A 12,251-nucleotide genomic window follows, 5' to 3' on the forward strand; every position below is an offset into this window, starting at 1 on the left:
GCTCACCATGAGCGCAAATCTCGCCCGGTTAGGGCAGGTGCGGCGATTCGTGGCACAATGGCCGACGTGACTGCCCCCCGCATCTTCCCCAAGCGTGTATCGCTGGTGGTGCGTCGGCACGTCGACTTCAAGCGCGTGTGTACGTGTTGCTGTCTGCCTTGACGCGCTTGATCTAGACCCAGCCCACCCGTACTTCAGCTGGCCGCCGGATCTGCGCCGCCGGACAGCCCCGGCGATGACGCGCGATCCGGCTCCCCAAAGGAGCCAAAACCATGACCACAGCGGAATCCAAGCCGAAATCCGCAAAGAAGCCCCGCGCCGAGGGCCAGTGGGCCCACGGTTACCGCGAGCCGCTCAACGCCAACGAGCAGTTCAAGAAGGACGATGACGCACTCAATGTGCGCGCCCGCATCATCGACATCTACTCCAAGACCGGTTTCGACGGGATCGACAAGCAGGACCTGCGCGGCCGGTTCCGCTGGATGGGCCTGTACACCCAGCGTGAGCAGGGCTACGACGGCACCTGGACCGGTGACGAGAACGCCGACCTGCTCGAGGCCAAGTACTTCATGATGCGGGTGCGCTGCGACGGCAAGGCGCTGTCGGCGGCCGCACTGCGCACGCTGGGCCAGATCTCCATCGACTTCGCCCGCGACACCGCCGACATCTCCGACCGGATGAACCTGCAGTACCACTGGCTCGAGGTCGAGAACGTGCCCGAGATCTGGGAGCGGCTGGCCGCTCACGGTCTGCAGACCACCGAGGCGTGCGGTGACTGCCCCCGCGGAATGCTGGGCTCGCCGCTGGCCGGCGAATCGCTGGAGGAAGTGCTCGATCCGACGCCGGCCCTGGACGAGATCGTGCGGCGCTACATCGGCAACCCCGAGTACTCCAACCTGCCGCGCAAGTACAAGACCGCGATCTCCGGTCTGCAGGACGTCGCCCACGAGGTCAACGACATCTCCTTCATCGGGGTGAACCACCCCGAACACGGCCCCGGGCTTGATCTGTGGGTGGGTGGCGGTCTGTCAACCAACCCGATGCTGGCGCAGCGGCTCGGGGCGTGGGTTCCGCTTGACGAGGTGGCCGACGTGTGGGAGGCGGTCACTGCGGTTTTCCGCGACTACGGGTATCGGCGGCTGCGGTCCAAGGCCCGGCTCAAGTTCCTGATCAAGGACTGGGGTATAGAAAAGTTCCGTGAAATTCTCGAACAGGAGTACCTGGGTCGCAAGCTGATCGACGGGCCCGCACCCGAACCGGTCAAGCATCCGATCGACCATGTCGGCGTCCAGAAACTGAAGAACGGGCGCAACGCCGTCGGCGTCGCACCGATCGCGGGCCGGGTCTCCGGCACCATCCTGACCAAGGTGGCCGATCTCGCCGAGGCGGCGGGGTCGGACCGCATCCGGTTCACCCCTTACCAGAAGCTGATCATCCTCGATGTGCCCGACGACAAGCTCGCCGAGCTGACCGCGGGCCTCGAGGCACTCGGGCTGCCGCCGGAGCCGTCGCACTGGCGCAAGAACCTGATGGCCTGCACGGGTATCGAGTTCTGCAAGTTGTCGTTCACCGAGACGCGGACCCGCGCGCAGGTGCTGGTTCCGGAGTTGGAGAAGCGGCTCGAGGACATCAACGCGCAGCTCGATGTGCCGATCACCGTGAATATCAACGGCTGCCCGAACTCGTGCGCGCGCATCCAGGTCGCCGACATCGGGTTCAAGGGCCAGATGGTCGACGACGGTGACGGCAACTCGGTCGAGGGTTTCCAGGTGCACCTGGGCGGCAGCCTCGGTCTGGACAGCGGTTTCGGCCGCAAGCTGCGCCAGCACAAGGTGCTGTCCAGTGAGCTCGGCGACTACATCGACCGGGTCGTTCGCAACTTCGTGAAACAAAGGGAGCAGGGCGAGCGTTTCGCAACGTGGGCGATACGAGCGGACGAGGCGGACTTGAGGTGACCGATTTGACCACGGATACCGATCTGCAGGGACTCGCCGAGCGCGGCGCGGCCGAACTCGAGGGCGCGAGCGCGCATGACCTGCTGCGCTGGACCGACGAGAACTTCGGTGGCAATTACGTGGTCGCCTCGAACATGCAGGACGCCGTGCTGATAGATCTGGCTGCCAAGATCCGACCAGGAGTCGACATCCTGTTCCTCGACACGGGGTACCACTTCGTCGAGACGATCGGTACCCGCGACGCCGTCGAGGCGGTCTACGACGTCAACATCGTCAACGTCACCGCCGAGAAGAGCGTGGCCGAGCAGGACGAGTTGTTCGGCAAGGACCTGTTCGCGCGCGAGCCCAACGAGTGCTGCCGTATGCGCAAGGTCGAGCCGCTCTCGGCGGCGCTGCGCGGCTACTCGGCCTGGGTGACCGGCATCCGCCGCGTCGAGGCGCCCACGCGCGCCAACGCGCCGTTCATCAGCTGGGACAAGGCTTTTGGGCTGGTGAAGATCAATCCGTTGGCGGCCTGGACCGACGAGGACATGCAGAACTACATCGACACCAACGGTGTGCTCGTCAATCCGCTCGTCTACGAGGGCTATCCGTCGATCGGCTGCGCACCGTGCACGGCCAAGCCCGTCGAAGGCGCCGATCCGCGAAGCGGCCGCTGGGCAGGCACCGGCAAGATCGAATGCGGGCTGCACGCATCGTGAGGTCACTGTGACCCTCGTGCTGACCGCGCACGGCAGCGCCGACCCACGCTCGGCGGCGGTGACACATGCGGTGGCAGGCCGGATCCGGCGTCTGCGTCCGTGGCTCGACGTGCGTCCGGCGTTCCTGGAACAGAACGGCCCCAGCCTGCTCGACACCCTGAGCGGGCTGCACGCCCCGGCCGTGGTCGTACCGTTCCTGTTGGCCAGCGCATTTCACGCACGCATCGACATCCCTTCGATCGTCGAGGAGTCGGGCGCGGTGGTCGATCGGGCCGAGGTGCTCGGCGAGGACCCGGCGCTCTTGAGCGTGCTGCGGCAGCGGCTGGCCGAGCTCGGGGTCTCCCCCGACGACGACGGCCTTGGCGTCCTCGTCGTCGCGGTCGGCTCGTCACATCTCGCCGCGAACGCCAGGACCGCCACGGTCGCTCAGTCCCTGCGCTCTGGAACGCGCTGGGCGGGAGCCGAAGTCGCGTTCGCCACCGGACCGTATGCGAGTGTCGCCGAAACCGCCGAGCGCCTGCGTGCCCGCGGGGCCCGACGCCTGGTCATCGCTCCGTGGTTCCTGGCGCACGGCCGGATCACCGATCGCGTCGCCGAATACGCTGGGGCTCAAGGTATTGCGATGGCCGAACCGCTCGGGTCGCACAACCTCGTCGCGGCGACGGTGATGGACCGGTACGACGCGATCACCGCGACCGGGACCGTCGCTGCGTAGTCCTCAGGGCCGGACCTCGAACACGTTGTTGAACGGCGTCTGCGCGGCCAGCCGGAACCGTCGGAACCCGGCCGCTGTAACGACATCTCGAATGCGGGCCGGGCCCGCCTGAGTGCCGAGCGCCATCCCGACCGGTTGAGCCAATGACGACGGTGTGCACAGCAACGTGGAAAAGCCGTAGTACGCGCGTCCGATCGGGTTGAGGTTGTCCTCCACCCGGTCACCGGCGGCCGGCTCGACCACCATCCATGTGCCGTCTTCAGCGATGACCTCCCGCACGTGGCGTGCGGCGCCGATCGGATCACCCATGTCGTGCAAGCAGTCGAACATGGTGACCAGGTCGTACGGCCCACCCGCGAACGCGTCCGCGGCCGCGGTTTGGAAGCTGACCGCTCCCGGCATCCCGTTCCGCGCACTGGCCACCTCGATGGACTTCGCATGTCCGTCCACACCTACGAACGTCGAGGCGGGAAAGGCTTCGGCCATCAGCAGCGTCGACGCTCCGTGTCCACAACCGACATCGGCGACACGGGCGCCGCTCCTGAGTTTTTCCACGACACCGTCCAACGCCGGGATCCAATCGTCGACCAGATGTGCGGCGTAGGTCGGGCGGAAGAACCGTTCGCACCCGACGTGGACGTCGGAATTGTGATCCCCCCATGCGACGCCGACGCCTGCGCGGGCCGCCTCGAAGATGCGTTCAGCGTCCGATGCGGTTCCGTGCGCGATCTGGAAGAGACCGCCGACGAAGGCCGGGCTTGTTTCGTCGGTGAGCGCCACGGCCTGCTCGGCCGGCAACCGATAGCGCCCGGTCGCCGGGTCGTATTCGACGAAGGCTCCGGCGGTTTGCGCGTTGAGCCACTCCCTGGCGTAGTGCGCGTCGGTGCCGGTGCGTTCGGCCAACTCGGCGGGGGTACTCGGCCCGTGCTCGACAAGCGACCGGTAGTACCCGAGGCGGTCGCCCATCACGACGAGGGCGCAGTTGAGTGCCGCGCCGGCCTCCTCGACCGCGCGGAAGACGAATTCCATCAGTTTGTCCGGATCGACCTGGGTCGGGGTGCTGGTGTCCATGCGAGCAACACAACCAGGGAATCAGGCCCGCGTAATGGGGCAATTGCCCCATTTTCGGCCCAACCGACTCAGGCCTTTGTCAACGCCTCGTCGTCGTCGGCCTTGTCGCTCGGCGGGACGTGGGTGCCGCCCGGCAACGGTGGCACCCGGGTCGCGCGGACGTAGACGGTGTCCCCCTCCTTCAGGCCGAGCGCCTCGGCGTCGCCTCGGGTGATCTGCGCGGTGAACGGCGTCTGATCGCTCGCGCTGTGCAACTCGACACGAACTTCGAAGCCCAGCATGACGATTCGGTCGATCGTCGCGCGCAGCACTCCGGTGGACTGCACCGAGTCGTCGCTGGAAGCGATCGCCATGTCCGGGTTGCGGCCGACGCGGATGTCGTGCGGCCGGACAAGCGAACCGTTCAGCGAGGACACCGCACCGAGGAACGACATCACGAACGCATTGGCGGGCGAATCGTAAACCTCTGCAGGAGAGCCGACCTGCTCGATACGCCCCTTGTTCAGCACTGCGATCCGGTCGGCGACGTCGAGCGCCTCGGACTGGTCGTGCGTCACCAGCACCGTGGTGACGTGCACCTCCTCATGCAGCCGACGCAGCCAGGCCCGAAGGTCCTCGCGCACTTTGGCGTCCAGCGCCCCGAACGGTTCGTCGAGCAACAGCACCTGCGGGTCGACCGCGAGCGCGCGGGCCAGCGCCATGCGCTGACGCTGGCCGCCGGAGAGCTGGTTGGGGTAGCGGGTTTGGAAACCGGCCAGCCCCACCACTTCGAGGAGATTGTCGACCTTCTGCTTGATTTCGGCCTTGGGCCGCTTGCGGATCTTCAGCCCGAACGCGACGTTGTCGCGCACCGTCAGGTGCTTGAACGCGGCATAGTGCTGGAACACGAACCCGATGCCGCGGCGCTGCGGCGGCACGTCCGTGACGTCGCGGCCGTTGATCGTCACGGTCCCGGAATCGGGCTGATCCAGCCCGGCGATGGCCCGCAGCAGCGTCGACTTGCCCGACCCGCTGGGACCGAGCAGTGCGGTCAGCGAACCGGACGGCACCTCGAAGTCGACGTTGTCCAGCGCGGCGAAGTCGCCGTAATGCTTGTTCGCGCCGCGCACGACGATCGCGTTCGTCATCTCTTCTCCCTACGCCTACTTGCCCGCCCGGACCCGCCGCGCGTCGAGGACCACCTGCGCGACCAACACCACCACCGCCACCGCCATCAGCAGCGTCGACACCGCATAGGCGCCGTACTCGGCACCGCGCGTGTAGCGGTCCGACACCAACAGTGTGAGCGTCTGCGAGCTTCCCGGCAGGTTGGACGACACCATCAACACCGCGCCGTACTCGCCGAGGGTGCGCGCGATCGTCAGCACGATGCCGTAGGTCAGACCCCACCGGATCGACGGCAGCGTGACCCTCCAGAACGTCTGCCACCACTGCGAACCCAGCGTTGCTGCGGCCTCTTCCTGATCGGTGCCGATCTCGTGCAGCACCGGCTCGACCTCACGAATCACGAACGGCACGGTGACGAAGATGCTGGCCAGCACGATGCCGGGAATCCCGAAGATGATCTTGAATCCGAGGTTGTTCTCCACGAAGCCGAACAAGCCCGCCGATCCCCACAGCAGGATCAGCGCGACGCCGACCACCACCGGCGACACCGCGAACGGCAGATCGATGACGGCCTGCAGGACACTTTTTCCCCGAAACTTGTTGCGCGCCAGCACCAGTGCCGTCGGCAGCCCGAACAACACGTTGAGCGGCACCACGATCGCGACCACCAGCAGCGACAGGTTCAGCGCCGAGATCGCCGCTGGGGTGCTGATCGACCCGATGAAGGCCCCGACCCCCGGCGAGAAGGTGCGCCACAGGATCAGCCCCACCGGCACGACGATCAGGATGGTGATGTAGGCCAGCGCAAGGTAGCGCAGCAGGTGTTTGACCGGGGGCGAAAGAATCATGGCGCCAACGCGTCCCGTCGGGCGGCGCGCGAGCCGATCGCGCGCAGGATAAACAAAACGACGAACGAGATGGCCAGCAGCACGATCGAGATCGCCGCGGCGCCGGTACGGTCGTCGTTCTCGATCAGGGTGCGGATCCACTGCGAGGACACTTCGGTCTCACCGGGCACCGCGCCACCGATCAGCACCACCGAACCGAACTCGCCGATTGCGCGAGAGAACGCCAGACCGGCGCCCGACAGCAGCGACGGCAGAAGTGCGGGCAACATCACGCGGGTGAAGATGATCCAGTTGTTGGCGCCCAACGAGGCCGCGGCTTCCTCGATTTCGCGGTCCAGCTCCAGCAACACCGGCTGTACCGAGCGCACGACGAACGGCAGCGTGACGAACAGCAACGCCACCCCGATGCCCCACTTGGTGTGCTGCAGATGCAGCCCGACCGGGCTGGCGGGGCCGTAGAGCGCCAGCATGACCAGGCTGGCGACGATCGTCGGCAACGCGAACGGCAGGTCGATCACCGAGTCAACCAGCCGCTTGCCGACGAACTCGTCGCGGGTCAGCACCCACGCCACCAGCAGACCGAACACCAGGTTGACCGCCGTCACTCCGAACGACACGGTCAGCGTCACCTTGAACGACGCGACGGCCGCATTCGAGGTGACCGCGAACCAGAACGCCTGCCATCCGCCGCCGGCCGACTGCCACAGGATCGCGGCCAGGGGCAGCAGCACGATGATGCTCAGCCAGATCGACGCGGCTCCCACCCGCAACGACGTCGTCCCGTGACGACGCTCGAGGAGTCGAGATGCCCGGCCCGGCTCACTACCGGTGAGCTCGGGCCGGGACACCACGGAAGAGGTCATCCGGTCGCCTGGGTGTAGATCTTGGTGATAGTGCCGTTGTCCTTGTCGAACAGCTCGGGATCCAGTGTCGCCCAGCTTCCGAGGTCGTCAACGGTCCACAGCTTGGCGGGCGCGGGGAACTTTTCCCGGAACTCCTCGAGCACCGCGGGATCGACGGGACGGAAACCGGCCTCGGCCCACAGCTTCTGCGCCTCGGGGGTGTAGATGAAGTTCTTCAGCGCGTTCGCCTTGTCCAGGTGCGTGCTCGACGACACCACGGCGACCGGGTTCTCGATCTTGAAGGTTTCCGGCGGGTTCACGTACTCCAGCCCGAAGTGCAGCGCCTCGTTCTCGTAGGCGAGCAGCACGTCGCCGCTGCCCTGCCGGAACACGTCGGTGGCCTCCCGACCCGAACTCGGGCGCAGCTTGACGTGCTGGGTCACCAACTCGGTGACGTAGTCGAGACCGGCCTGCGAATCCTGACCGCCCTTGCTGGCCCATGCGTACGGCGCCAACAGGTTCCACTTGGCCGACCCGGAGCTCAGCGGGCTCGGCGTGATGACCTCGACGCCGGGCTTGAGCAGATCGGGCCAGTCCCTGATGTTCTTGGGGTTGCCGGGCCGCACCGCGAAGGTCACCACGGATCCGAACGGGATGCCCTTGGTGGCGTCGGCGTTCCAGTCCTCGGTAACCTTGTCGGCCTTGACGAGTCGGGTGATGTCCGGCTCGACGGAGAAGTTCACGATGTCGGCGGGCTTACCGTCGACGACGGCGCGCGACTGGTCGCCCGAGGCGCCGTACGACGTCGTGACGCCGACGCCTTTACCTTCCGGTGTCGCGGCGAACGCGGGAATGACCTTGCTCCAGCCGGGTTCGGGCACGGCGTAGGCGACCAGCGTCAGCGTCGTGTCGGCGCCGTTCCCGCCGCCCTCTCCGACCACATCGCTCGAGCCGCCTGCGCATGCGGCGAGCACGGTGGCGGTGGTGGCCAGCGCCGCCGCGGTGCGCCAGGTTCTGCGGATGTTGACCATCGGGGACCTTTCGTTGGGGGACTTCGGTGGAACCCGACCCGACGGGAAGGCGATGGATCAGCGCGAGGCGTCATCTGACAGCCGTTACCGGCACCGGACCGCGGACGGGCGGAGGAGTCAGCAACAACAACAGACATCGGCAACAGCGCTGAAACTCACGGCAATGAGGGCCAGAACATGGCCGCTCTTGTTGCCGGACGCTGTTTGCATGGCGCGAAGCCTAACAGAGTTCGCGCAACCCGCTCGGTGAGGGATTCGGCGGCCTCAACGAGTGAACAGCCACATGACGATCACCAGGATCACCAGGAGGACGAGCACCAACGTCACCCGCGACCGCGGCATCCCGCCGCTCATCGGTCGGCATCCCGCTCGTCATGGCGAACGTGGCGCCACAACCTGATCCCGTTGCCGAGGGCGCCGTCGAGCACAACCGCGGTGCCGTACGCCAACGCGAGCACCACCGGCATCACGACCGCGGTCTGGGCGACGAACGGCAGGCCGGTGAGCCAGAGCTCGACACCGTCCCACCAACTCAGAAAGCCACCCACGCGGCCAGCCTAGGCGATGCGAAGATGGGCGCGTGGCCGCCGACTCCCACCCCGCCCTGCGTGCCGAGAACACCACCTGCATCGTGGCCGGCGGCGGTCCGGCGGGCATGATGCTCGCGTTGGTGCTGGCCCGCGCCGGGGTCGACGTCACGGTGATGGAGAAGCACGCCGACTTCCTCCGCGATTTCCGCGGTGACACCGTGCATGCCAGCACGCTGCGGCTGCTCGACGAGTTGGGGCTGTCCGACGAATTCGCGGCGATTCCGCACCGAGAGATCGACACGCTGTCTTTGACGGTGCAGGACACGCCGGTCACCATGGATCTGCGGCGAATTCCCGGTCCGCACAAACACATTGCGCTGGTTCCGCAGTGGGACTTCCTGGAGCTGCTGGCCACTGCCGCTCAACGAGAGCCGTCGTTCACCTTGCTGCGCAGCACCGAGGTGCTCGGCCCGATCCGTCACGGTGACAGGGTGGTCGGTGTCCGCTACCGCGGCGCCGACGGTGAGGAGCGCGAGATGCGCGCGACGTTGACCGTCGCCTGCGATGGGCGGTCATCGACGCTGCGTACCAAGATGGGGCTCAAGCCGAAGGACTTCGGTGTGCCGATGGACGTCTGGTGGTTCCGGCTGCCCCGCGATCCCGACGACCCGCACGGGCTCGCCGGTGTCCTCGGGGCCGGGCACGCGCAGATCGTCATCGACCGCGGCGACTACTACCAGTGCGCCTACGTCATCCCCAAGGGCCGCGACCAGGAGTTGCGGGCGCAGGGAATCGGGTCGCTGCATCGCGGTGTGGTGGCGCTGGTGCCGTGGCTGGCCGACCGCATCGGGGCGGTGACGTCGTTCGACGACGTGAAGCTGCTCGACGTGCAGTTGAACCGGCTCAGGCGCTGGTACGGCGACGGCCTGCTGCTCATCGGCGACGCCGCCCACGCGATGTCGCCGGTCGGCGGGGTGGGGATCAACCTCGCGGTGGCCGACGCCGTCGCCGCGGGCCGGATCCTGGCGGGTCCGTTGCGCTCGGGCAGCCTGTCGGCCAGGCATCTGGCCCGCGTCCAGGCGCGGCGCTGGCTGCCCGCCGCGCTGATCCAGTCGGTGCAAAGGCTGATCCACCGCCGTGTCATCGCGGTCGCCGTCGCGTCGACCGGCCAGGCCGAAGCGCCCCGGTTCGTGCGGGTGGCCGCCGGGCTGCCGCTGCTGCGCCGTGTGGCGGCCTACGGTGTGGCGATCGGTCCCCTACCGGAACGCATTCCGGCCTTCGCCCGCCGCTGACGCGCCGTTAACGGCCAACAAGTAGACGGCGAGCGCGTCGGCAGTCGATGATGGCGGCATGGTTCTGCAACAAACCGGGCCGTCGGACGGGTCAACGGAGACCGAGAACGGGGCGAAGCCGGCTCAGGCCGTCACGGACAACACCCCGCTGACCGTGACCGCACCGACGCCGTACGCGCCCACCGGAGCGTTGCGAAACCCGTTTCCGCCCATCGCCGACTACGGCTTCCTGTCCGACTGCGAGAACACGTGCCTGATCTCATCGGCCGGATCGGTCGAGTGGATGTGCGTGCCGCGGCCCGACTCGCCGAGTGTGTTCGGCGCCATCCTCGATCGCGGCGCCGGCCATTTCCGGTTGGGGCCCTACGGGGTGACGGTGCCCTCGGCCCGGCGCTACCTGCCCGGCAGCCTGATCCTGGAGACGACGTGGCAGACCCACACTGGGTGGCTGATCGTGCGCGAGGCGTTGGTGATGGGTCCCTGGCATGACCTCGAGACCCGTTCGCGCACCCATCGCCGCACACCGATGGACTGGGATGCCGAGCACATCCTGCTGCGCACCGTGCGATGTGTGAGCGGCACCGTCGAACTGGTAATGAACTGCGAGCCGGCGTTCGACTACCACCGGATCCCCGCGACGTGGGAGTACTCCGCGCAGGCGTACGGCGAGGCGATCGCTCGCGCCAGCCGCGACGCCGACGCGCACCCCACACTTCGGCTCACCACGAACCTGCGGCTCGGTCTGGAGGGCCACGAGGCTCGGGCCCGGACCCGGATGAAGGAAGGCGACCAGGCGTTCGTCGCGCTGTCGTGGTCCAAGCATCCGGCGCCACAGACCTACGAAGAGGCCGCCGACAAGATGTGGCAGACCAGCGAGGCCTGGCGCCAGTGGATCAACATCGGCGACTTCCCCGACCACCCGTGGCGGGCTTACCTCCAGCGCAGCGCGCTGACGCTCAAGGGGCTGACCTACTCCCCGACCGGTGCGTTGTTGGCCGCGCCCACCACGTCGCTACCGGAAACGCCTCAGGGCGAACGTAACTGGGACTACCGCTATGCGTGGGTGCGCGATTCGACGTTCGCGCTGTGGGGTCTTTACACACTGGGCCTGGACCGCGAGGCCGACGACTTCTTCGCCTTCATCGCCGATGTGTCCGGCGCCAACAACGGTGAGCGACACCCACTTCAGGTGATGTACGCCGTCGGCGGCGAGCGCACGCTGGTCGAGGAGGAACTGCGCCACCTGTCCGGATACGACGGGGCGCGGCCGGTGCGCATCGGCAACGGCGCGTACAACCAGATGCAGCACGACATCTGGGGCACCATGCTTGATTCGGTGTATCTGCACGCCAAGTCGCGCGAGCAGATCTCCGACACGCTGTGGCCGGTGCTCAAGCAGCAGGTCGAAGAGGCGATCAAGCACTGGAAAGAGCCCGACCGCGGGATCTGGGAGGTGCGCGGCGACCCGCAACACTTCACCAGCAGCAAGATCATGTGCTGGGTCGCGCTGGACCGCGGCTCGAAACTCGCCGAGTTCCAGGGCGAGAAGTCCTACGCCCAGCAGTGGCGCGCGACCGCCGAGGAGATCAAGGCCGACGTGCTCAAACACGGCGTCGACTCCCGCGGTGTGCTGACGCAGCGGTACGGCGACGACGCGCTCGACGCGTCGCTGCTGCTTGCCGTGCTGACGCGGTTCCTGCCGCCCGACGATCCGCGGGTGCGTGCGACCGTGCTGGCGATCGCCGACGAGCTCACCGAGGAAGGCCTGGTGCTGCGCTACCGGGTCGACGAGACCGACGACGGGCTGTCCGGCGAGGAAGGCACCTTTACGATCTGCTCGTTCTGGCTGGTGTCGGCGCTGGTCGAGATCGGCGAGATCAGCCGCGCCAAACACCTGTGTGAACGGCTGCTGTCGTTCGCCAGCCCGCTGCACCTGTATGCCGAGGAGATCGAGCCGCGCACCGGCCGCCATCTCGGCAACTTCCCGCAGGCGTTCACCCACCTGGCGTTGATCAACGCGGTCGTGCACGTGATCCGGGCCGAGGAGGAAGCCGACAGCTCCGGAGTCTTCGTCCCGGCCAACGCCCCGATGTAGGTCGCCTTTTCGGCGAGACTGTTGTTTGTGACGGATCTCGGCCGATTCTCGTCAGAAGCACCGT

Annotated in this window: 12 protein-coding genes; 5 read left to right on the forward strand and 7 right to left on the reverse strand. The window is 67.2% G+C overall.

All coding sequences use genetic code 11. The features are described 5' to 3' along the window. Positions 1-272: 272 nt before the first annotated feature. Genes A5759_RS20275 through A5759_RS20285 form a run of 3 tightly spaced genes read left to right on the forward strand, consistent with a single transcriptional unit; the run spans position 273 to position 3,371 of the window. Positions 273-1,955, forward strand: a complete 1,683-nt coding sequence (locus A5759_RS20275) for a nitrite/sulfite reductase (RefSeq protein WP_068200777.1) — start codon at positions 273-275, stop codon at positions 1,953-1,955. Next, positions 1,952-2,656 (forward strand): phosphoadenylyl-sulfate reductase, encoded by a 705-nt coding sequence (locus A5759_RS20280; protein WP_068200778.1) that lies wholly within the window; start codon positions 1,952-1,954, stop codon positions 2,654-2,656. The genes A5759_RS20275 and A5759_RS20280 overlap by 4 nt, the downstream gene beginning before the upstream one ends. A 7-nt stretch (positions 2,657-2,663) precedes the next feature. Continuing rightward, positions 2,664-3,371 carry a sirohydrochlorin chelatase gene (locus tag A5759_RS20285; RefSeq protein ID WP_068200781.1) on the forward strand — a complete coding sequence of 236 codons (708 nt, stop codon included), beginning with the start codon at positions 2,664-2,666 and terminating at the stop codon, positions 3,369-3,371. Positions 3,372-3,374: 3 nt separating this feature from the next. On the opposite strand, the gene A5759_RS20290 is transcribed toward A5759_RS20285, so the two are convergent. From A5759_RS20290 to A5759_RS20315, 7 genes are all read right to left on the reverse strand, one after another. Then, positions 3,375-4,442: a trans-aconitate 2-methyltransferase gene (locus A5759_RS20290; RefSeq protein ID WP_068200783.1), complete on the reverse strand. Its 1,068-nt coding sequence runs from the start codon at positions 4,440-4,442 to the stop codon at positions 3,375-3,377. A 68-nt stretch (positions 4,443-4,510) separates the two neighbouring features. Continuing rightward, positions 4,511-5,569: a sulfate/molybdate ABC transporter ATP-binding protein gene (locus A5759_RS20295; RefSeq protein ID WP_068200785.1), complete on the reverse strand. Its 1,059-nt coding sequence runs from the start codon at positions 5,567-5,569 to the stop codon at positions 4,511-4,513. A gap of 15 nt (positions 5,570-5,584) precedes the next feature. Then, positions 5,585-6,397, reverse strand: a complete 813-nt coding sequence (gene cysW, locus A5759_RS20300) for a sulfate ABC transporter permease subunit CysW (protein WP_068200788.1) — start codon at positions 6,395-6,397, stop codon at positions 5,585-5,587. Continuing rightward, positions 6,394-7,260 carry a sulfate ABC transporter permease subunit CysT gene (gene cysT / locus A5759_RS20305; RefSeq protein ID WP_068200790.1) on the reverse strand — a complete coding sequence of 289 codons (867 nt, stop codon included), beginning with the start codon at positions 7,258-7,260 and terminating at the stop codon, positions 6,394-6,396. The genes cysW and cysT overlap by 4 nt, the downstream gene beginning before the upstream one ends. Then, a complete protein-coding gene (locus tag A5759_RS20310) occupies positions 7,257-8,270 on the reverse strand; it encodes a sulfate ABC transporter substrate-binding protein (RefSeq protein WP_068200792.1) in 1,014 nt (337 codons plus the stop codon). The genes cysT and A5759_RS20310 overlap by 4 nt, the downstream gene beginning before the upstream one ends. Positions 8,271-8,387: 117 nt before the next feature. After that, complete coding sequence (locus tag A5759_RS26600; protein ID WP_353612094.1) at positions 8,388-8,480, reverse strand: Ms4533A family Cys-rich leader peptide; 93 nt, start codon at positions 8,478-8,480, stop codon at positions 8,388-8,390. Positions 8,481-8,620: 140 nt separating this feature from the next. Beyond that, positions 8,621-8,818 carry a hypothetical protein gene (locus tag A5759_RS20315; protein WP_064396769.1) on the reverse strand — a complete coding sequence of 66 codons (198 nt, stop codon included), beginning with the start codon at positions 8,816-8,818 and terminating at the stop codon, positions 8,621-8,623. A gap of 32 nt (positions 8,819-8,850) precedes the next feature. On the opposite strand from A5759_RS20315, the gene A5759_RS20320 reads away from it, so the two are divergent. Then, a complete protein-coding gene (locus A5759_RS20320; RefSeq protein ID WP_255392537.1) occupies positions 8,851-10,092 on the forward strand; it encodes an FAD-dependent oxidoreductase in 1,242 nt (413 codons plus the stop codon). Positions 10,093-10,150: 58 nt separating this feature from the next. Next, entirely contained in the window at positions 10,151-12,187 is a 2,037-nt protein-coding gene (locus A5759_RS20325; protein WP_064396771.1) for a glycoside hydrolase family 15 protein, read from the forward strand. Positions 12,188-12,251: the final 64 nt, after the last annotated feature.

It is taken from the genome of Mycobacterium sp. 852014-52144_SCH5372336 (genome assembly GCF_001665615.1).
Classification (GTDB): domain Bacteria; phylum Actinomycetota; class Actinomycetes; order Mycobacteriales; family Mycobacteriaceae; genus Mycobacterium; species Mycobacterium neumannii_A.

What these genes read in the sequence shown, in the direction of transcription:
- A5759_RS20275 (WP_068200777.1), top strand. Translation starts at nt 273, where the DNA reads ATGACCACAGCGGAATCCAAGCCGAAATCCGCAAAGAAGCCCCGCGCC.
- A5759_RS26600 (WP_353612094.1), bottom strand. Translation starts at nt 8,480, where the DNA reads ATGCAAACAGCGTCCGGCAACAAGAGCGGCCATGTTCTGGCCCTCATT.
- A5759_RS20310 (WP_068200792.1), bottom strand. Translation starts at nt 8,270, where the DNA reads ATGGTCAACATCCGCAGAACCTGGCGCACCGCGGCGGCGCTGGCCACC.
- cysW (WP_068200788.1), bottom strand. Translation starts at nt 6,397, where the DNA reads ATGATTCTTTCGCCCCCGGTCAAACACCTGCTGCGCTACCTTGCGCTG.
- A5759_RS20325 (WP_064396771.1), top strand. Translation starts at nt 10,151, where the DNA reads ATGGTTCTGCAACAAACCGGGCCGTCGGACGGGTCAACGGAGACCGAG.
- A5759_RS20290 (WP_068200783.1), bottom strand. Translation starts at nt 4,442, where the DNA reads ATGGACACCAGCACCCCGACCCAGGTCGATCCGGACAAACTGATGGAA.
- cysT (WP_068200790.1), bottom strand. Translation starts at nt 7,260, where the DNA reads ATGACCTCTTCCGTGGTGTCCCGGCCCGAGCTCACCGGTAGTGAGCCG.
- A5759_RS20295 (WP_068200785.1), bottom strand. Translation starts at nt 5,569, where the DNA reads ATGACGAACGCGATCGTCGTGCGCGGCGCGAACAAGCATTACGGCGAC.